We start from the raw sequence: 20849 nt of genomic DNA, 5'->3' as shown, positions 1-20849 counted from the left end.
CCTGACGGACTACATATGTGCCACGATGTTCTCGCCGAACTCCGAGCAGGAAAGCTCGGTGGCGCTGTCGATGGCGCGGGCGAAGTCGTAGGTCACACGGCCGGAGCTGATGGCGCCGGAGAGGCCCTTGACGATGAGGTCCGCAGCTTCCACCCAGCCCAGATGACGCAGCATCATCTCCGCGGACAGGACCAGGGAACCGGGGTTCACCTTATCCAGACCGGCATATTTGGGCGCGGTTCCGTGAGTGGCCTCGAACATGGCCACGGTATCGGACAGGTTGGCCCCCGGGGCGATACCGATACCACCCACCTGAGCCGCCAGGGCGTCGGAGATGTAGTCGCCGTTGAGGTTCATGGTGGCGATCACGCTATAGTCTTCCGGCCGCAACAGGATCTGCTGCAGGAAGTTGTCCGCAATGACGTCCTTGATGATGATTTCCTTGCCGTTCCTGGGATTGGTCAGACGGCACCAGGGACCACCGTCGATCTCGGTGGCACCGAATTCCTGCATCGCCAGCTCATAGCCCCAGTTCTTGAAGGCCCCTTCTGTGAACTTCATGATGTTGCCCTTGTGAACCAGGGTCACGGAGCTGCGGTCGTTCTCGATGGCATACTGGATGGCCTTGCGGACCAGACGCTTGGTGCCGTCCTCGGACACGGGCTTGACGCCGATGCCGCTGGTTTCCGGGAAGCGGATCTTGGTGACGCCCATGGTGTTGACCAGGAAATCCACCATCTTTTTCGCCTCGGGGCTGCCCGCGGCCCATTCGATACCGGCGTAGATGTCCTCGGAGTTTTCCCGGAAGATCACCATGTCGGTCTTTTCCGGGTTCTTCAGGGGGCTGGGGGTGCCGTTGTAGTAGCGTACCGGACGCTGACAGACGTACAGGTCCATCTCCTGACGCAGAGCCACGTTCAGGGAACGGATGCCGCCGCCCACGGGGGTGGTCAGGGGGCCCTTGATGGACACCACGAAGTCACGCACGGCCTCCATGCTTTCCCGTGGCAGCCAGTTGTCGCCACCGTAGACCCGGGTGGCCTTCTCGCCCGCAAAGACCTCCATCCAGGCAATCTTGCGTTCACCGCCATAGGCCTTTTCCACCGCCGCGTCCACCACCCGCTGCATGACCGGGGTGATGTCCACGCCGATGCCGTCACCCTCAATGAAAGGGATGATCGGATTGTTGGGGACATTCAGGGAAAAGTCTTCATTGGCGGTGATCTTTACGCCTTCGGCGGGAATCTTGATGTGTTGGTATGCCATGGGCACTCCCTTGTGGTATTGAAGTTGTTGTAAAGGGTTTTGGTGGGATTATACACGGCCTCGGGATGTCCCACAGAACAGGAGTCGGACCGGCGGATGGCTGCCCCGTCCACCTTGCTTCATCATGTACACTGTTGCGGCCAGAGCCCCCCAGCCTGGATTCCCGCGTTCGCGGGAATGACGGAGTTTGGCATTATCACCACCGAGGACCCCCTTGAACATGGTATGGACCCCACGCGTTACCGTTGCCGCCGTCGTCGAAAGGGACGGCCGATTCCTGCTGGTGGAAGAACGGGAACAGGGCCGCAGCGTCTACAACCAGCCCGCCGGGCACCTGGAGGAAGACGAGGACCTGATCGCCGCCGCTGTCCGGGAGACCCTGGAAGAAACCGGCCGCCGCCTCACTCCCCGGGCCCTGGTGGGCGTCTACCGCTGGAAACATGCACCCACGGGGCTGACGTTCATCCGCGTGGCCGTCACCGGAGACATCTCCGAACCGGTGCCCGGTCAGGTGCGGGATCCGGACATCCTTGACACCCACTGGATCGACCGCGAACACCTGGCGGCCCATCCAGACAGCCTGCGCACCCCGCTGGTGCTGCGCTGCATCGATGATTATCTGGCCGGCCGACGTTACCCCCTCGACCTGCTGGTGGACATGCCGTCATGAACCCCTCCCGTGCCAAACGCGTCATCGTCGGCATGTCCGGCGGCGTGGACTCCTCCGTTTCCGCCCTCCTGCTGATGGAACAGGGCTACCGGGTGGAAGGCCTGTTCATGAAGAACTGGGAAGACGACGACGAACCCGGCTACTGTTCCGCCGCCACCGACCTGGCGGATGCCAAATCCGTGTGCGCCGAACTGGAAATCCCCCTGCACAAGGTCAACTTCGCCAAGGAATACTGGGACCGGGTGTTCGCCCACTTCCTGCAGGAATACCGTCTGGGCCGCACCCCCAACCCGGACATCCTGTGCAATCGGGAAATCAAGTTCCGCGCCTTCCTGGACTATGCCCTGGACAAGGGAGCCGACCTCATCGCCACGGGCCATTACGCCCGGGTGGATGCACTGGACGGGCGCTTCCGGCTGCTGCAGGGGCTGGATGCCGGCAAGGACCAGTCCTACTTCCTCCATGCCCTGGGCCAGCCGGCCCTGTCCCGCACCCTCTTCCCCCTGGGCGAACTGGAAAAGACCCGGGTCCGGGAGATTGCCGCCCGGGCAGGATTCGAGAACCACGCCAAGAAGGACAGCACCGGCATCTGTTTCATCGGAGAACGGCGTTTCCGGGACTTTCTCATGCGCTACCTCCCGGCCCAACCCGGCCCCATCGTCAGCACCGACGGACAGGAACTGGGCGAACATCAGGGACTGATGTACTACACCCCCGGCCAACGCCAGGGCCTGGGCATCGGCGGCGTCCATGGCGCGGAGGAAAACCCCTGGTATGTGGTGGACAAGGACATGACCCGCAACCGCCTGATCGTGGCCCAGGGTCATGACCACCCTGCCCTGCATGCCGGCGGCCTGGTGGCCACCGAGGTGAACTGGATCGCGGGCAAGGCCCCGGAAATGCCCCTGCACTGTCAGGCCAAGATCCGCTACCGGCAGGCCCATCAGGATTGCCGGGTGGAACCGATGCCGGATGAACCCGGCGCCCTTCACGTGCGCTTCCATCACCGGCAGCGGGCGGTGGCACCGGGGCAGTCGGTGGTGTTCTACCACGGGGCGGAGTGCCTGGGAGGCGGCATCATCGCCCGCAAGGACACGGACGCCCGGGCGCAGCCAATCGGGTTATAGTTAGCGCCCGAATCAATCAAGCCACACAGACGGAAAAAGACCCGTGGAAGCTTCACACCGTAACCGAGCCCTGGCCCTGGCCGCCCTTTTCCAGTCCGCCGCACTGGTCAAGGACGTGGCCTGGCGCGGCCAGTGCGACGCCGATCAACTGCAGACCATGATCGGCAGCCTGTTTGCCTTCGAAGCAAGCTCCATCGACGATGTCTACGGCGGCATCGTCCATCTGCGCCGCGGGCTACGCACGATGGTGGAACAGGTTCAGGCCAATTCCCCCCAGGTGGACGGCGAGATCTCCCGGTATGTGATCAACATGCTCTATCTGGAGCGCAAGCTGATGAAGCAGCCGGGCATGATCAAGACCCTGCGGGACGGGATCGAGGTGGCGGCCCACCAGAGCGAATCCTTCGGCATCCTGCACGAGAACATCATGTCCCGTCTGGGCCAGACCTACCAGAACACCATCAGTGAACTGGGGCCACGCATCATCGTGCAGGGAGAACAGAACCACCTGGGCAATCCGCACAACGCGGCGCGCATCCGCGCCCTGCTGCTGGCGGGCATCCGCGGGGCGGTCCTGTGGCGTCAGGCGGGGGGATCGAGATGGAAGCTGATCTTCGGGCGCAACGCCATGCTGGCGGAAGCGCGTTTCATGCTTGAGGAGACCGCCGAGGCCTCCTGAGCTGATCGTTCTTAAAAAACCCCTCTCCCCTTGCGGGAGAGGGGTTGGGGTGAGGGGTGTATACCCCCTACGCCGCCACCACCGGAATCACCTTCCGGGCCGCTTCCTCATACTCCGGCAACTGATCGAAGTTCAGGTAACGGTAGACCTCGGCGGCCATGGTGTTCAGGCCGGCGGCCTGCTCCATGTACTCCTCCACCGTGGGCAGGCGTCCCAGCACGGCGGCCACCGCCGCCAGCTCCGCGGAGGCCAGGTAGACATCGGCCCCATCCCCCAGACGGTTAGGGAAGTTGCGGGTGGAGGTGGATACCACCTTGGCACCGGGGGCCACACGGGCCTGATTGCCCATGCACAGGGAGCAGCCGGGCATCTCGGTACGGGCGCCGGCACGACCATAGATGCCGTAGTAGCCCTCTTCCGTCAGCTGACGCTGATCCATGCGGGTGGGCGGAGACAGCCACAGACGGGTGGGCATCTGGCCCTTGAACTTCTCCAGCAGCTTGCCGGCGGCGCGGAAGTGACCGATGTTGGTCATGCAGGAACCGATGAACACCTCGTCGATCTTGCCGCCGGCCACTTCCGACAGCAGACGGGCGTCGTCAGGATCGTTCGGGGCGCAGAGGATGGGCTCCCTGATCTGGTTCAGATCGATCTCGATCACCGCCGCATACTCGGCATCCCCGTCGGCACGCATCAGGCTGGGATTGGCCAGCCACTCTTCCATGGCCTTGGCGCGACGCTCCAGGGTCCGGACATCGCCGTAACCGTTGGCGATCATCCAGCGCAGCATGGTGACGTTGGAGCGCAGGTATTCGGCCACCCGTTCTTCGGACAGGGCGATGGTGCAGCCGCCGGCGGAACGCTCGGCGGAGGCGTCGGACAGTTCGAACGCCTGCTCTACCGTCAGGTCGTCCAACCCCTCGATCTCCAGGATGCGGCCGGAGAAGATGTTCTTCTTGCCCTTCTTCTCCACCGTCAGCAAACCCTGCTGGATGGCCGCATGGGGAATGGCGTGGACCAGGTCGCGCAGGGTGATACCGGGCTGGCGCTCGCCCTTGAAACGCACCAGGACCGACTCAGGCATGTCCAGGGGCATCACGCCGGTGGCGGCGGCAAAGGCCACCAGACCGGAGCCGGCCGGGAAGGAGATGCCGATGGGGAAACGGGTGTGGGAGTCACCGCCGGTACCCACGGTATCGGGCAGCAGCATGCGGTTCAGCCAGGAGTGGATGATGCCGTCGCCCGGACGCAGGGAGACACCGCCCCGGTTCATGATGAAGTCCGGCAGGGTATGGTGGGTCTGCACGTCCACCGGCTTGGGATAGGCGGCAGTGTGGCAGAAGGACTGCATCACCAGATCGGCCTGGAAGCCCAGGCAGGCCAGGTCCTTGAGCTCGTCCCGGGTCATGGGGCCGGTGGTGTCCTGGGAACCCACGGTGGTCATGCGGGGCTCGCAGTAGGTGCCGGGACGGATACCGGCCACGCCGCAGGCCTTGCCCACCATCTTCTGGGCCAGGGTGAAGCCCTTGCCGCTGTCCACCGGGGCCTGGGGCCGCTTGAACACATCGGAGGCCGGCAGGTTCAAGGCCTCGCGGGCACGGTCGGTCAGGCCGCGACCGATGATCAGGGGAATACGGCCACCGGCGCGGACCTCGTCCAGCATCACCGGAGAGCGCAGTTCGAAGGTGGTGATCACCTCGTCGCTGCCGTGGCGGCAGACCTTGCCGTCGTGGGGATAGATGTCCACCACATCCCCCATGTTCAGATGGTTCACATCCAACTCGATGGGCAGGGCGCCGGCATCTTCCATGGTGTTGAAGAAGATGGGGGCGATCTTGCCACCCAGACAGACGCCGCCGAAGCGCTTGTTGGGCACATAGGGGATGTCGTCGCCGATGTACCACAGTACCGAGTTGGTGGCGGACTTGCGGGAGGAGCCGGTACCCATCACGTCGCCCACCAGGGCGACCGGGTGGCCCTTCTGCTTGAGTGCCTCGATCTGGGCCTGGGCGTTGGTGATGCCTTCACGGGGCATCTTGTACATGGCCTTGGCATGCAGGGGAATGTCCGGGCGGCTCCAGGCGTCCGGGGCCGGGGACAGATCGTCGGTATTGGTCTCGCCCGGGACCTTGAAGAGGGTCACGGTCATCTTCTGGGGCACGGCGGGACGGCTCAGGAACCACTCGGCATCGGCCCAGGACTGCATCAAGGCCTGAGCATGACTGTTGCCGGCCTTGGCCCGCTCTTCCACGTCGTGGAAGGCATCGAACATGAGCAGGGTGTGCTTGAGTTCCTTGGCGGCGGCAGGGGCGAGTTCGGCGTCATCCAGCAGTTCCACCAGGGTGGCGATGTTATAGCCGCCCTGCATGGTACCCAGCAGTTCCACGGCTCTGGCGCGGTCGATCAGGGGGGAGTTGGCCTCGCCCTTGGCCACGGCGGACAGGAAGCCGGCCTTCACATAGGCGGCCTCGTCGACGCCCGGGGGCACGCGATGGGTGATGAGGTCCAGCAGGAAGGCTTCCTCACCGGCGGGCGGGTTCTTCAACAGCTCCACCAGCTGGGCGGTCATCTCCGCATCCAGGGGTTTGGGCACCACCCCTTCCGCTGCGCGTTCCTGAACATGTTGGCGATAGGCTTCAAGCACGTGTGTGATCCTCTTTGACGCCCCGGCTGTCCGGGGAGGGAGAAATATCCCTTATGATCAATCTGTTATTTTGACAGACAGGGTTATTGCGCGGCAGCATTCTAAACCACCTGACGGGTGACAGACCAGAAATGCCTGATGCGAGGGTGTGCCATACTCACGAGGGGACTTTTGCAGAACTCACGACTCTCAACAATGCCAGGCCCCGTCATTCCCGCGAACGCGGGAATCCACTCAGGAGGACTCGAAACCCCTGGACTCCCGCTTTCGCGGGAGTGACGGCTTTACCGCCATCTTTCCCCGGTGCTGAATCCGGGGTCTTTCGCGGAGAAACCGATGAGCAACAGCTTCAACACCGAAGACACCCTGGACGTTCAGGGCCGGACCTATCACATCCACAGCCTCGCCCCGCTCCGGAAAACCCACGATCTGGACCGTCTGCCCTTCTCCCTCAAGATCCTGCTGGAAAACCTCCTGCGCTGCGAGGACGGGAACAACATCACCCGGGCACACATCCAGGCCCTGCTGGACTGGGACCCCAAGGCCGAACCCAGCGCGGAAATCGGCTTTACCCCGGCCCGGGTGGTGCTGCAGGACTTTACCGGCGTCCCCGCCGTGGTCGACCTGGCCGCCATGCGCGATGCCATGCACGCCCTGGGCAAGGATCCGAACCGGATCAACCCCCTGGCCCCGGTGGACCTGGTGATCGACCACTCGGTGATGGTGGACCACTTCGGCCAAAAAAACGCCCTGGACCTGAACATCAAGCTGGAATACCACCGCAACAAGGAACGCTACCAGTTCCTGCGCTGGGGCCAGCAGGCCTTCGAAAACTTCCGCGTGGTGCCCCCGGGCACCGGCATCGTCCATCAGGTGAACCTGGAATACCTGGCCCAGACCGTCTTCGTGCGCGACGATAACGGCAGCCTCCACGCCTACCCCGATACCCTGGTGGGCACCGACTCCCACACCACCATGGTCAATGGCTTGGGCGTGCTGGGCTGGGGCGTGGGCGGCATCGAGGCCGAGGCCGCCATGCTCGGCCAGCCCATCTCCATGCTCATTCCCCAGGTGGTGGGTTTCAGGCTCAGCGGCCGGCTGCCGGAAGGCGCCACCGCCACCGACCTGGTACTCACCGTCACTCAGATGCTCAGAAAGCACGGCGTGGTGGGCAAGTTCGTGGAGTTCTTCGGCGACGGCCTGGACCACCTGCCCCTGGCGGACCGGGCCACCATCGCCAACATGGCCCCGGAATACGGCGCCACCTGCGGCATCTTCCCCATTGACAGGGAAACCCTGGAATACCTGCGTCTCTCGGGCCGGGATGAATCCCGCATCGCCCTGGTGGAGGCCTATGCCCGTCATCAGGGTCTGTGGCGCGACACCGGCGCCCGGCAGGCCGACTATTCCGACATCCTGGAACTGGATCTGACCGGAGTGGTACCCAGCCTGGCGGGGCCGCGTCGACCCCAGGACCGCATCCCCCTGGATCAGGCCCGCCGCAACTTCAGCGATACCCTCGACCGATTCCTCAAGGAACATCACGCCACCCCGACGGATCGGGAAGAGGCCCGCTTTGCCGATGAAGGCGGCCATGCCGCCCCCGGGGTAGACGACAGCCATGAAAAGGGCGCGGTGGAATACCAGATGGACGGCGAGCGACATCTGCTCAAGCACGGCGCCGTGGTGATCGCCGCCATCACCTCCTGTACCAACACCTCCAACCCGGCAGTGCTGCTGGCCGCCGGCCTGCTGGCGAAAAAAGCGCTGGAAAAGGGCCTCAAGCCCAAGCCCTGGGTCAAGACCTCCCTGGCACCCGGTTCCCAGGTGGTCCCGGCCTATCTGCAACAGGCCGGACTCCTGCAACCCCTGGAAGCCCTGGGCTTCTCGGTGGTGGGCTTCGGCTGCACCACCTGCATCGGCAACGCCGGCCCCCTGCCAGAGCCCATCGGCAATGCCATCCGCGAGGGCGACCTGATGGTGGCCGCGGTGCTCTCGGGCAACCGCAACTTCGAAGGCCGCATCCATGCCGATGTGCGCACCAACTATCTGGCCTCTCCGCCCCTGGTGGTGGCCTACGCCCTGGCGGGGACCATGGCCGTGGACCTCTATCAGGACCCGCTGGGAACGGACAACCAGGGCCGGCCGGTTCATCTCAAGGATATCTGGCCCAGTCAGGCAGAGATCAACCAACTCATGGGGACCAGCATCCACTCGACCATGTTCCGGGAGAAGTACGCCGATGTCTTCAAGGGCGATGCCAACTGGCAGCAGATCCAGGTGAGCGGATCAGAACGCTACGACTGGGTCGAGTCCACTTATGTAAAGAACCCGCCCTACTTCGAGGGCATGACCCTGGACCCGGAGCCGCCCGAAACCATCCGGGATGCCCGCTGCCTGGTCATGGTGGGCGATTCCATCACCACCGACCACATCTCTCCCGCCGGCGGCATTCACCCCGAGAGTCCGGCCGGGCAGTACCTTCAGGCCCATGGTATCGAGCCCAGGGAATTCAACTCCTATGGCTCCCGGCGCGGCAATCATGAGGTGATGATGCGGGGCACCTTCGCCAACGTGCGCCTGCGCAACCGTCTGGCCCCGGGTACCGAGGGGGGCTGGACCCGTCACCTGCCCGACGGCGAGTCAATGAGCATCTACGACGCCGCCATGGCCTACCGTGAGGAAGGCACCCCCCTGGTGGTCCTGGCCGGCAAGGAATACGGTACCGGCTCCTCCCGGGACTGGGCGGCCAAGGGGACACGGCTACTGGGCATTCGCGCAGTGATCGCCGAAAGTTTCGAGCGCATCCACCGCTCCAACCTTGTGGGATTCGGGGTCCTGCCCCTGCAGTTCCTGTCTGGTGAAAATGCGGAAATTCTGGGACTGTCCGGACATGAGCGCTACAGCATCGGTGCAGTGGATGATGAACCGGGTGAAGTGACCGTCACGGCGTCAGACGATGAGGGAAAACCACTTGAATTCAAGGTCAGGGTGCGCATTGACACCCCGAAAGAATGGGAATATTACCGGCATGGAGGGATTCTGCACTACGTCATTCGGCAACTGACACGGTAGCCCATCACGGGCTGAAGGCCGGCCAGGAACTGGACCTGGACTTGATTGAATTTTTGCTGATCGACCCGGGCCGGCCATCAGACTTTTTCTCTTGCCATGTTCTGAATCACACTGTAGCTTGGGAAAAACCTCGATCCGTGGTGTGAGTGAATGGATGGAAAAATCAGTATCCGTGCTGATCAGGCGCGCCCTGGCTCTGTTCTGGCGAATGATGTTCGCGACCGCAGTGGCAGGCTTCTGCTTTCAGCGGGATTACCCCTGAGAGAAAAACACGTTCGCGTCCTCAAGACCTGGGGCGTCACCGAAATTTTCATATGGATAGAAAAGGAGAGCTTTCTGTATCAAAACGATCTCATCGGTGTTAGCGCATCCAACGAAAGCAAAACAGCAATCACAAAGTCGGCGCTGAACCAGGCAAAAGTGATCATGGAAATAGCCTTCACTCACGCAGAAAAACAAAATCCCGTCATGAATATACTGTTCGAAATTGCAACAGAACGTCTCGCAAGAAAGCTGGTTACAAAAGGAAGTCCATGACTGCATCCTTCATAAAGGAAATTCTGGAAAGCAATCCCGATTTAGGCACATTACCGAATGTCTATCATCAAGTCGAGGCGGCAGTCAACGATCCCAGCAGCTCTTTCGATGCCATGAGCCGTGCCATTGAGAGTGACACTGCCCTTACCGCAAAGCTTCTGCGCATTGCCAACAGCAGTCTCTACAATTTTCCCGGCCAGATCGCCAACATTGATCGCGCCATCAGTATCATCGGCACTCAGCAATTGCGTGATCTGGTTCTGGCTGCAACCATCATCCGGTATTTCAACCACCTTCCGGTAGCCGGCGTCGACATGGACAGTTTCTGGAGGCACAGCATTGTCACGGCACTACTGGCCCGAAACCTGGCAAGTGCCCGCCGTGAAACCAATGTGGAAAGATTCTATGTGGCCGCCCTTCTTCATGACATCGGTCGCCTGCTCATGTACATCCACCTGACCGATCAATCGGCCAAAATACTGTCACTAAGGGACCAACGGCAATGCCTTCTGTTCCAGGCAGAACAGGAAATCCTGGGAGTGGATCATGCTCAGCTCGGAGGGGATCTGCTCGCGGCCTGGCGTCTGCCTCGTGCCTTCGAAGAACCCGTACGCCATCATCATGATCCATCCATGGCAACCCATTACCCCATTGAAACCGCTGTGGTTCATGTAGCAGACAGCATTGCCAATGCGCTGCGACTGGGAACCAGCGGTGAGCGTTATGTTCCCCCGATTGACGATGAGGCCTGGATCCGTATTTCCCTGCCGGAAAGCATGCTGAAACAGATCATCGACCATACTGATAAACACTACCATCAGGTAGTGGATGTATTCATGGCATGAAGATGACGAAAAAAGACTCACCTCACCCGGCAGAAATCGACTATCTTCGTGAGCGTGTGAATTATCTTGAAGCCGCCAATCAATGGCATCACTATGCAATGGATGTATTGGCTTCGATGACCTCCATTTTCGGTGATCATCGTCATAACCGCGATGTGGAAACCATACTCAAGAATGCCCATGACTGCATCATCCGCATTCTCCCCTTTGATGATGCGGGCTATTACACCGTCGACGACGATTCCAACTTCAATATCAACTACCGTCAGCCAGGTTGCACCGACCCAAGCCTGGAAACCGTTGTAGAGCAACTCATCGACCAAGGTACGTTTGCCTGGGCAATCAATCAAAATCATCCGATTTGCGTATCCGCAGGGATTGATCAACCTCCCGATACTCACCTGATCATGCATGTCATTTCCACCCGTACCCGCGTTCGCGGGATGTTCGTAGGGCGGATTCAGGGGATTACGCTGAAAGCTGGAGAAGCAGGCCTGAAGATTCTCTCCATCGTGCTTTTCAACACGGCTTATGCACTGGAAAGTGCCGCGCTCTACACCCTCAGGGAACAGCAGCATCAGACTCTTCGCAAGATCACTCAGCGCCAGTCCAGAGAACTGGTTCACCAGCATAGTCACGATACCCTCACCGGCCTGCCCAACAGGATCCTCTTTAATGACCGGCTCAGTCAGCTCATGCAGCGCCGTGGCACACCGGAGTCCCATGTCGCCGTGATTCTCATGGATCTTGATCACTTCAAGCGTGTGAACGATTCCCTCGGGCATCGCGCAGGTGACCTGTTGATACGTCGCCTCGCCAATGAAATGAAAAGTACATTTCTTTCCCCCGAAGTCATCAGGCGTCATCATCTTGAAATCACCAATGTGACCCTTTCCCGGCTGGGAGGCGATGAATTCGGCATTATCCTGGATAACGTGGCATCACTGGACCTGGTGGCCCGCTTCGTCCAGCAACTGATTGAAAGCATCAGCCGTGAACATGAGGTCATGGATCATCAGGTATTCATCACCTGCAGTGCGGGCATCAGCATCCACCCCTTTGACGGCAATGATGCCGATACCCTGATCAAGAATGCCGACGCGGCCATGTATGAAGCCAAGCAGCGAGGCCGCAATCTTTATCAGTTCTACACCCAGGATCTCAATTCCCAGACCTACCGCCATCTGGTGCTGGAAAATCAGCTGGTCAAGGCCTTGGCCCGGGATGAGTTTGACGTGTATTACCAACCCCAAATCTCGCTGCGAACCGGCAAGATTGAGGCCCTGGAGGCGCTGGTGCGCTGGCATCACCCGGAAAAAGGCCTGCAGAACCCAGCCCGGTTCATTCCCATCGCCGAAGATACAGGCATCATTGAAGGACTGGGTCTGTGGGTGCTTAAAAGGGTATGCGAGGATTTGCACCAACTGCGGAATGCCGGGATTGAGCCGCCCAGAATGGCCATCAATCTGTCCGCCCGCCAGTTCAGGCAAGCCAATCTTGTGGAAAAGTACACCGCCATTCTCAAGGAATACGATGTATCACCTTGCTGCATTGAACTGGAACTGACGGAAAGCACCATCATGCAGGACATCCACGTGGCCGTGGACATGTTCCGGCAACTGCATCAGCTGGGTTTCCGGCTGGCAGTGGATGATTTCGGCACGGGCTACTCATCCCTCAACAACTTGAAGCACTTTCCGATCCATACCCTCAAAATCGACCGCTCATTTGTCAGCGACACCCCCCATGATCGTGACGACACCGCCATCGTCACCGCCATCGTCGCCATGGCCAAGGGGCTTGATCTGGAGGTGGTCGCAGAAGGGGTGGAAAATGAAGAGCAACTGGCATTCCTGAAACAGCTCGGCTGTGAGCTCATCCAGGGCTATTACTTCAGCGAACCCCTGCCATTCAATACGCTATGCGACTATTTTGAAACCTTTTCCTATCCCTGATTCATACCTCATCAGACTCCCCACTGCCGGCTGACGGCCCGGTCAGTGCCAGCGGATCCAGCAAGCGACGCAGCTCGGCCTCATCCAGGTCCGTCATCTCCAGCGCCACCTCCAGCACGGGCCTGCCCTCCGCATAGGCCCGCTTGGCAATTGCCGCCCCTTGCTCATACCCGATTACCGGATTGAGCGCCGTCACCAGGATGGGATTGCGTTCCAGCATGGCCTTGAGCCGTGACTCATCCACCGTCAGACCTTCCACGGCCTTTTCCCGCAGCAGCACGATACCTCTGGCCAGCAGTTCGATACTTTCAAGCAGATCGTGAGCCATCAACGGTAACATCACGTTAAGCTGAAAGTTTCCGGACTGACCGGCAATACCGATCGTGACATCGTTTCCCATCACCCGGGCACAGATCATCGCCACCGCCTCCGGGACCACCGGATTCACCTTGCCGGGCATGATGCTGCTTCCGGGTTGCAGGGCCGGCAGCCGGATCTCGCCCAGCCCGGCCAGCGGCCCCGAGTTCATCCAGCGCAGATCGTTGCAGATCTTCATCAGGCTCACGGCCAGGGTCTTGAGCTGCCCGCTCATCTCCACCGCCGCATCCTGAGCCGCCATCCCTTCGAACCGACTCGGCTTGATGACGAACATCACTCCGGTGCGACGGGAGAGTATCCGGGCGACGCGATCTCCCAGCTCGGGATGGGCGTTCACCCCCGTCCCCACGGCGGTTCCGCCGACGGCCAACTCCACCAAACGGGGAAATCCGTCTTCCAGGCGCTCCGCCCCGTAACGCAGCTGCTGGGCCCAGGCCCCCAGTTCCTGGTCCAGCCGCACGGGCATGGCGTCCATGAGATGGGTACGCCCGGTCTTCACCAGACCGGCAAGGGACAGGGCGCGCTCGTCGATGCAATCCGCCAGCTCCAGCACCGCCGGGATCAGCTGCCGGCGCAACGCCTCGGCGGCAGCCACATGCAACGTGGTCGGGATCACATCGTTGGAACTCTGCCCGAGATTGACGTGATCATTGGGATGTACCGGCGCCCCCAGGTGCCGGGATGCCAGCGTGGCGATCACCTCGTTGGCATTCATGTTCGAGCTGGTGCCGCTGCCGGTCTGGAACACATCCACCGGGAAGTGCTCCACGTGTTCTCCCCGTGAGACGGCATCCGCTGCCGCGATGATGGCCTCGGCCATTTTTTCGGGCAACAAGCCCAGATCCCGGTTGGCCTGGGCACAGGCCGCCTTCACATGGCCCAGGGCGCGGATGAAGGCTGCCGGCATGGGCTTGCCGCTGATCCGGAAATGATTCACGGCACGCTGGGTCTGGGCACCGTACAAAGCGGCGTCCGGGACCTCCACCGGGCCCATGCTGTCATGCTCGATGCGTGTCCTGGCAGGGCCCATGTCTCTGTCCTCCTCTGCTTGAGCTGCGCCACGGCGCCCCAACGGGGCGAATCATCTATCCTGTAGTATAATCCCGCCTTTTTCAGTCAGCCCGGAGACCCCGCCCCATGGAGCTATCCTCCCTCACCGCCATCTCCCCCGTGGACGGCCGCTACGGCAGCAAGACCGAGATGCTGCGCCCGATCTTCAGCGAATTCGGCCTGATTCGTCACCGGGTCCAGGTCGAAGTGGAATGGCTCAAGGCGCTGGCCACCCATCAGGGCATCCCGGAAGTGCCACCCCTGGGTGAGCATGCCCGTCACATTCTGGACGGCATCGTGGAAAACTTCTCCGAGGAAGACGCCCGCCGGGTCAAGAACATCGAACGGACCACCAACCACGACGTCAAGGCGGTGGAGTACTTCCTCAAGGAAAAGGTCATCGGCAACGAAGAACTGGCCACCATCAGTGAATTTTTCCACTTCGCCTGCACCTCCGAGGACATCAACAACCTGGCCTATGCGCTCATGCTCAAGGAGGCCCGGAGCCAGGCCATGCTGCCGCTGATGGACGAGGTCATTCACGCCATTCGTGATCTGGCCCACAAGCACGCCGATCAGCCCATGCTCTCCCGCACCCACGGCCAGCCCGCCTCCCCCACCACCCTGGGCAAGGAAATGGCCAATGTGGTGCATCGCCTCAAGACCACCCGCAACCAGGTGGCCAACGTGATCATGCTGGGCAAGATCAACGGTGCCGTGGGCAACTACAACGCCCACCTGAGCGCCTACCCGGACGTGGACTGGGAAACCCTGGCGCGGGAATTCATCGACAGCCTGGGCCTGGAGATGAACCCCTACACCATCCAGATCGAACCCCATGACTACATGGCCGAACTGTTCCACGGCCTGTGCCGCTTCAACACCATCCTCACCGACTTCTCCCGCGACGTCTGGGGCTACATTTCCCTGGGCTACTTCCGGCAGAAGGTGATCGCCGGCGAAGTGGGCTCCTCCACCATGCCCCACAAGGTCAATCCCATTGATTTTGAAAACGCCGAAGGCAACCTGGGCCTGGCCAATGCGGTCTTTGAACACCTGGCCGGCAAGCTGCCCGTCTCCCGCTGGCAACGGGACCTGACCGACTCCACCGTGCTGCGCAACATCGGCATGGGCTTCGCCTGGTCCGTGATTGCCTATCAGGCCGTCAGCAAGGGCATCAGCAAGCTGGAGGTGGACACCGTCCGTCTGGATGCCGACCTGGAAGCCAACTGGGAAGTCCTGGCCGAGCCCATCCAGACCGTCATGCGCCGCTACGGGGTGGAAAAGCCCTACGAGAAGCTCAAGGAACTCACCCGCGGCCAACGGGTGGACGGCCCCCGCCTGCGGGCCTTCATCGACACCCTGGAGATTCCCCAGGCGGCCAGGGACCAGCTCAAGGCCCTCACCCCCGGCGGCTACACCGGCAACGCCGCCCAGCAGGCGCGAAGGATCTAAAGGATTTTCGCGAGGCCAACATGCAGCAGGAAAGGATCATGAACTACTCCCGCCAAGCCTATCAGGCTATGGCGTGAGTTTCGCGCTTCACGGGGCGTGCCGGATCATCCGGGGATGATTCGGTCTTACCGCCCTCCACGCATCGGCCAGGTTCCCGACCGGATAACTGCTGCTTGGCCCAGTTCATCAAGACCCGAGCGGCGTTTTCGTCCCGCGAGCAGGACGCGCCACAGGGGCACTCATGACGCCGCTGGCCGAGCGACTTCTTCTCCTGCCGCCCGCAGGCGTGGCAGGTCTGCGAGGGCTTGAGATGCCGCGTCGGAGCCTCCATCGCCCAGGTCCCAGCCTCTTCCGCTTTGTACCCGAGCAATTGATGAAAGGCCCCGCCAGCGGCATCGAGGATGCTGCGGTTCAAGCCCTTTTTGTACTGACCGCCCGAAGCGGTCATGGTGCGGATGTTCAGTGCCTCCAGGCCCAGGACAGCGAATTGCCCAACAAGCCGCGCTGTCGTCTGATGCTGAAAATCGTGGCGCTGGTTCGCCACCTTGCGGTGGAGGCGACGCAAATGCTCGTATGCCCTCTGGAGACGGTTGGAAACGGGAAAACGGCGCGTCTTCCCGGACGCTTTCCTGGCCGCCTCCTCCTTGCGGGAAATATCGCGCTGGACCCGGCGGATTTCGTCCAGTGTCCTGGCCAGGTAGCGCGGGTTATCGATGGTCTCGGTCCCTGCTGGCGTGGCCACGGTGGCGAAGGTTTCCAGCCCCCAATCCAGACCGCCCAGTGTGTCGCCGCGTTGACGCGCAGGCTCGCAGTTCAGCGTCACCGATGCGTACCAGCGCCCGTTGCGACAAAACAGCTCGCAGGTCTTCGGCGTGCCTGGGGTGCGGGGTTTACCCCGGATGGCAACCTTGCCGATTCCACTGAGCCTCAGTGTCCCGTGTTTCATCCGCTCGTTGGTCACCAGACGCCAGCCGTCACCGTGGGTCTTATAGCCCCAACCCTTGAAACGGTGCAGCGGCTTGAAGCGGGGAAAACCGGGCGTTTCGCCGTTTTTGATACGGCGAAAGAAGTGCTGGAACGCCAGATCCAGACGCTTGAGGGTGACCTGTTCGGACTGGGCGTTGATATCGCGCAGGAGCTTCGATTGGGTGCGCCACTCGGTCAGCCGCTTGCACTGGGCCGAGAAGCCCAACGACTCCTGCCGCTCGCTCCAAGCCTGGCGTCGTTCGGCCAGACCCTCGTTCCACAACAGGCAGTGGACCCAGCGTTGGTGCTCCAAGGCGGCAAGCTGGGCCGCCGTGGGGTAAAGCCGATATGTGACCTTGCGCTGGACCATGCTGAAAGTATACTTGGTTATTATGGACTCACAACCGCTAAAACGGCTCTACCATTGCACATATCGGCTCCAGTATCATTTGGTTATTGTCACCAAGTACCGGCGCAAGTGCATCACGAGAGCAATGCTTTCTCGCCTGGAAGAAATCGTCCGTGCCACCACCAAAAGGTGGGAAGGCGAGGTTCTGGAGTTCAACGGCGAATCGGATCATGTGCATCTGCTCCTGGAGCTGACGCCGCGCACCGCGCCATCTGCGTTCGTGAATAATCTCAAGACCGTCACCTCGCGACTGATCCGCAAGGAGTACGGGGAACACATACGGCGCTACTACTGGCACAAGCCGGTGTTCTGGTCTCGCAGCTACTGCATCATCAGCGTCGGCGGTGCGCCGCTCTCGGTCCTGAAGCAATACATCGAACAGCAGGAAGCACCGGAGTGATGGCGCTACGCGCCATGCGCCGCTTCACCACCCCCTAAGCCGCTAAGCGGCTATAGGCGGAGCACTGCGGCGCTATTTGGTAGAAAAGTCAGCGGAATCAGCGGTAAGCCATCGACCAGAAAGGAAAAACGGGCTTCACCGCTTCTGCGTGGCGCCGATGATGGACTGGACGCGTTTGCGGTCACTGGTCCGCTTCACCACCCCCTAAGCCGCTGCGCGGCCATAGGCGGAGCACTGCGGCGCAATTTGGCAGACCGCCATCCGCTCCCCCGACTAGCCCAGGCGCTCAGGGGAGTGATCCCGCAGCCAGTCCTTCAACGCGGCATCCATGCGTGTCTGCCAACCGGGGCCGGTGGCGCGAAAGCGTGCCACCACATCGGGGGACAAGCGAATGGTGATGCGTTCCTTGGTCGGCGCCACCCTTCGCATGGCGGCAAACTCGGCATCGGTCGGCTCAAAGGTATCCGGGTCCTGAGCCACGCCGGCGGCAATGGCCGCGTCTTCGGCCTCGGTCGGCACGTACACCTTTCGACCGGATTTAGCTGCTCGCAACATAGCGCTTCACCTCTCTGGTGTTGGCTTTTCTCAGGCTGATGATCCGGCGCGCCTCACCGCGATCGACAAACACCACGCAGAACAGCCGAGCACCCATCAGGGCATAGCCGATCATGCGGCGCTCGCCGTAGTCCCGGCGACGATCCTCCATCGCCAGCAACGTATCCCACTCCAGCGCCTTGGCCTCGGCCAGTGACACGCCGTGCTTGGCGCGGTTGGCGGCATCCTTGTCGGCATCGTACTCAATCATCATGCCGCGATTGTATGTACAGACCAGCTTGGCGGCAATTTGTTGCGGCCTGCCGCCAGTGCAGAGGCGTCACGCCCCCTCGGCGTGCCCGCAGGGTGGAGCCGCCCCATGGTAGTCACAATCCCGGTGGGGGTCGCACTCAGGGCAGCGTTTGGTTGCGTAAACGTAGCTGTTCAGGCTGTCGCAGCCACTCGCAGGACTTCGAAGGGGTTCTGCCCGTGTAATTTGCTGGTTTCCCACACCGAGCGGATGATAGCGTGCGAGACTCCGTGTGCGACACGCCGCCCCGCTTGATGCGGATCTGCGCCATGTAGCGCGTTCCGCCTTTCCCCCTGCGTGCTACGATAGTGGCCACTCCCCACCCCGAGTCCAGTTGCTACAAGGCGGATTTTGTAGCACCGGTTGTAGCACTGAACCAACGCCCCCCCCCGAAAACAGGCAAAAATGACGCAGGAACAGGCAGCGAAAAACAGCGAAGAATCAGACCTAAGCATTTGCGGAGCAAGGAAAAACGGGCTTCACCGCTTCTGCGTGGCGCCGATGATGGACTGGACTGACCGGCATTGCCGCTACTTCCTGCGTCTTATCTCCCGCCGTGCATTCCTCTACACGGAGATGGTCACCACCGGCGCCCTGCTCCACGGCGATCGGGACTACCTGCTGGGCTTTGATCCGGCGGAGCACCCGATCGCCCTGCAACTGGGGGGCTCGGACCCCCAGGCCCTGGCCTCCTGCGCCCGCATGGGGGCCGAGGCGGGTTACGACGAGATCAACCTCAACGTGGGCTGCCCCTCTGACCGGGTGAGTTCCGGGCGCTTCGGTGCCTGCCTCATGGCCGAGCCGGCGCTCGTGGCCGACTGCGTGGCCACCATGCAGGCCGCGGTGGACATCCCCGTCACCGTCAAGCACCGCATCGGTATCGACCACCTGGACAGCGAAACCCATCTTCACCAGTTTGTGGAGACGGTCGCGGGTGCCGGCTGTACCCGCTTCATCGTCCACGCCCGCAAGGCCTGGCTGCAGGGTCTGAGCCCCAAACAGAACCGGGAAATCCCGCCCCTGTGCTACGACCGGGTTCACCGCCTCAAACAGGCCTTTCCCCATCTGGAGATCATCATCAACGGCGGCCTCGCCCGTCTGGAAGACTGCCGGACGCAGCTGGCGCATGTGGACGGGGTCATGCTGGGCCGCGAGGCCTACCACAATCCCTGGCTCTTGGCCGGAGTGGACCCGGAGCTGTACGGTGAACCGGCCCCGGCGCAATCCCCCCATGAAGTCATCGAACAGTTTTTGCCCTATGTGGAGACACGTCTGTCGGAAGGTGTCCCCCTGCAGGCCATGACCCGTCACATTCTCGGCCTGTTCCAGGCCCGCCCCGGTGCCCGCGCCTGGCGCCGTCACCTGAGCGAAAACGCCCACCGCCCCGACGCCGGCCCGGACATCATCCGGCAGGCGGCGGCCAAGGTTCCCGCCCAGGGCTGATCCCCTGCCGGGCCTTTCTCCTCCCCCCGCTGAGCAAACTCCCCCACCATCACCTATCCTCCCCAAAGGGCCTGCAGCCGCCACCCGGGAGGCGACATGAAAAACATCATCATCTGCTTCGACGGCACCTGGAACACCCCCAACGACAGCGGCGACATCGAACAGGGCGCCAACACCAACGTCTACAAACTCTACGAAGCCATCCCCGCCACCCACCAGGGCATCCCTCAGCGCAAACACTACGTCCCAGGCGTCGGCACCCGCTGGTACAACCGCATCAGCGGCGGCGCCTTCGGCGTGGGCCTGGACCGACTCATCAAGCAAGGCTATCGAGCGCTGGTGGACCACTACGAAGACGGCGATCAGATCTTCGTCATCGGCTTCAGCCGGGGCGCCTACTCCGCCCGCAGCCTGGTCGGCATGATCCGCAACGCCGGCCTTGTCCACCGCAATCGCCGCCGGGAAATCAATGCCGCCTACGAACTCTACCGCACCCGCGACGAAGGCCCGGACACCCCCGGCGCCATCGCCTTTCGCGAACGATTTTCATGGGAACCGGACATCCACGCCCTGGGCGTCTGGGACACCGTCGGCGCCCTGGGCGTCCCTCTGCGTTCATTCGACTGGTTCAACGCCCGCCGCTACCAGTTTCATGACACCGAACTGAGCGGCATCGTCCGCAACGCCTTCCATGCCATCGCCGTGGACGAGCACCGGAGCAACTACGAAGCCACCCTCTGGGACCCCAAACACAAACCCAGTCAGCGCATCGAACAGGCCTGGTTCAGCGGCGCCCACGCCGACATCGGCGGCGGCTACCAGGATGCCCGTCTTGCCGACGTGGCCCTGCACTGGATGGCCGAGCGCATGATGGAATGCGGCCTGGGCATCGACAAGAACCAACTCGCCCCCGTCACCGACGACAACCTGCTGGCCCCCGCCCACGACTCCTTCGCCCTGTTCATGAAAGGCATGTACCAGCGCGTCTCGTCCCGTTACTACCGGCCGCTGGGGACCACCCTCCACGGCCACGAAGCCCTGCAGGAGATGGTTCTCAAGCGCCTCAAGGAAAAGGATGATTACCGCCCCAGGACCCCCCTGCGCCC

The 20849-nt window shown here is 61.9% G+C and carries 17 protein-coding genes; 11 read left to right on the top strand and 6 right to left on the bottom strand.

The features are described 5' to 3' along the window. Nucleotides 1-9 precede the first annotated feature (9 nt). Nucleotides 10-1266: an NADP-dependent isocitrate dehydrogenase gene (gene icd, locus CKO35_RS12965; protein ID WP_200176568.1), complete on the bottom strand. Its 1257-nt coding sequence runs from the start codon at nucleotides 1264-1266 to the stop codon at nucleotides 10-12. Nucleotides 1267-1486: 220 nt separating this feature from the next. Here icd and CKO35_RS12960 point away from each other — a divergent pair, with 220 nt between their 5' ends. From CKO35_RS12960 to hflD, 3 genes are read left to right on the top strand one after another with little or no spacing between them, the layout of a single operon-like run. Beyond that, on the top strand, nucleotides 1487-1936 hold the full coding sequence (locus CKO35_RS12960) for an NUDIX hydrolase (RefSeq protein WP_200176567.1): 450 nt from the start codon (nucleotides 1487-1489) through the stop codon (nucleotides 1934-1936). Beyond that, the gene (gene mnmA, locus CKO35_RS12955) at nucleotides 1933-3063 is read left to right on the top strand and encodes a tRNA 2-thiouridine(34) synthase MnmA (protein WP_200176566.1); all 1131 of its coding nucleotides are present in this window, start codon (nucleotides 1933-1935) and stop codon (nucleotides 3061-3063) included. Before CKO35_RS12960 ends, mnmA begins: the two co-directional genes overlap by 4 nt. Before the next feature lie 43 nt (nucleotides 3064-3106). After that, nucleotides 3107-3742 carry a high frequency lysogenization protein HflD gene (hflD, locus tag CKO35_RS12950; protein ID WP_200176565.1) on the top strand — a complete coding sequence of 212 codons (636 nt, stop codon included), beginning with the start codon at nucleotides 3107-3109 and terminating at the stop codon, nucleotides 3740-3742. 67 nt (nucleotides 3743-3809) lie between these two features. On the opposite strand, the gene acnB is transcribed toward hflD, so the two are convergent. Next, nucleotides 3810-6386, bottom strand: coding sequence for a bifunctional aconitate hydratase 2/2-methylisocitrate dehydratase (acnB, locus tag CKO35_RS12945; RefSeq protein ID WP_200176564.1), 2577 nt, complete (start codon nucleotides 6384-6386; stop codon nucleotides 3810-3812). 336 nt (nucleotides 6387-6722) lie between these two features. On the opposite strand from acnB, the gene acnA reads away from it, so the two are divergent. The 4 genes from acnA to CKO35_RS12925 all read left to right on the top strand — a co-directional run bounded on the left by acnA (nucleotide 6723) and on the right by CKO35_RS12925 (nucleotide 12798). Continuing rightward, nucleotides 6723-9461 (top strand): aconitate hydratase AcnA, encoded by a 2739-nt coding sequence (acnA, locus tag CKO35_RS12940; RefSeq protein ID WP_200176563.1) that lies wholly within the window; start codon nucleotides 6723-6725, stop codon nucleotides 9459-9461. A gap of 150 nt (nucleotides 9462-9611) precedes the next feature. Then, nucleotides 9612-9998 (top strand): hypothetical protein, encoded by a 387-nt coding sequence (locus CKO35_RS12935; protein ID WP_200176562.1) that lies wholly within the window; start codon nucleotides 9612-9614, stop codon nucleotides 9996-9998. Then, a complete protein-coding gene (locus CKO35_RS12930; RefSeq protein WP_200176561.1) occupies nucleotides 9995-10843 on the top strand; it encodes an HDOD domain-containing protein in 849 nt (282 codons plus the stop codon). Before CKO35_RS12935 ends, CKO35_RS12930 begins: the two co-directional genes overlap by 4 nt. A 2-nt stretch (nucleotides 10844-10845) precedes the next feature. After that, on the top strand, nucleotides 10846-12798 hold the full coding sequence (locus tag CKO35_RS12925; protein WP_200176560.1) for a putative bifunctional diguanylate cyclase/phosphodiesterase: 1953 nt from the start codon (nucleotides 10846-10848) through the stop codon (nucleotides 12796-12798). 1 nt (nucleotide 12799) lies between these two features. Here the strand turns inward: CKO35_RS12925 and CKO35_RS12920 are convergent, their stop codons facing one another. Next, entirely contained in the window at nucleotides 12800-14206 is a 1407-nt protein-coding gene (locus CKO35_RS12920) for a class II fumarate hydratase (protein WP_200176559.1), read from the bottom strand. 107 nt (nucleotides 14207-14313) lie between these two features. On the opposite strand from CKO35_RS12920, the gene purB reads away from it, so the two are divergent. Then, nucleotides 14314-15681, top strand: coding sequence for an adenylosuccinate lyase (gene purB, locus CKO35_RS12915; protein ID WP_200176558.1), 1368 nt, complete (start codon nucleotides 14314-14316; stop codon nucleotides 15679-15681). 61 nt (nucleotides 15682-15742) lie between these two features. On the opposite strand, the gene CKO35_RS12910 is transcribed toward purB, so the two are convergent. Beyond that, nucleotides 15743-17017: an RNA-guided endonuclease InsQ/TnpB family protein gene (locus CKO35_RS12910; RefSeq protein WP_200176557.1), complete on the bottom strand. Its 1275-nt coding sequence runs from the start codon at nucleotides 17015-17017 to the stop codon at nucleotides 15743-15745. Here CKO35_RS12910 and tnpA point away from each other — a divergent pair. Next, on the top strand, nucleotides 17016-17456 hold the full coding sequence (tnpA, locus tag CKO35_RS12905) for an IS200/IS605 family transposase (RefSeq protein WP_338031799.1): 441 nt from the start codon (nucleotides 17016-17018) through the stop codon (nucleotides 17454-17456). The genes CKO35_RS12910 and tnpA overlap by 2 nt on opposite strands. A gap of 273 nt (nucleotides 17457-17729) precedes the next feature. On the opposite strand, the gene CKO35_RS12900 is transcribed toward tnpA, so the two are convergent. Beyond that, a complete protein-coding gene (locus tag CKO35_RS12900; RefSeq protein WP_200176556.1) occupies nucleotides 17730-18011 on the bottom strand; it encodes a BrnA antitoxin family protein in 282 nt (93 codons plus the stop codon). Beyond that, a complete protein-coding gene (locus tag CKO35_RS12895; RefSeq protein WP_200176555.1) occupies nucleotides 17995-18264 on the bottom strand; it encodes a BrnT family toxin in 270 nt (89 codons plus the stop codon). The genes CKO35_RS12900 and CKO35_RS12895 overlap by 17 nt, the downstream gene beginning before the upstream one ends. Nucleotides 18265-18705: 441 nt before the next feature. On the opposite strand from CKO35_RS12895, the gene dusA reads away from it, so the two are divergent. Continuing rightward, nucleotides 18706-19743 (top strand): tRNA dihydrouridine(20/20a) synthase DusA, encoded by a 1038-nt coding sequence (gene dusA, locus CKO35_RS12890; RefSeq protein ID WP_420870761.1) that lies wholly within the window; start codon nucleotides 18706-18708, stop codon nucleotides 19741-19743. A gap of 96 nt (nucleotides 19744-19839) precedes the next feature. Continuing rightward, a partial coding sequence (locus CKO35_RS12885) for a DUF2235 domain-containing protein (protein ID WP_200176554.1) occupies nucleotides 19840-20849 on the top strand: 1010 nt, incomplete at its 3' end.

It is taken from the genome of Ectothiorhodospira shaposhnikovii (genome assembly GCF_016584105.1).
In the GTDB taxonomy this organism is placed as follows: Bacteria; Pseudomonadota; Gammaproteobacteria; order Ectothiorhodospirales; family Ectothiorhodospiraceae; genus Ectothiorhodospira; species Ectothiorhodospira shaposhnikovii.
This window is presented reverse-complemented; position numbering and strand designations above follow the sequence as displayed.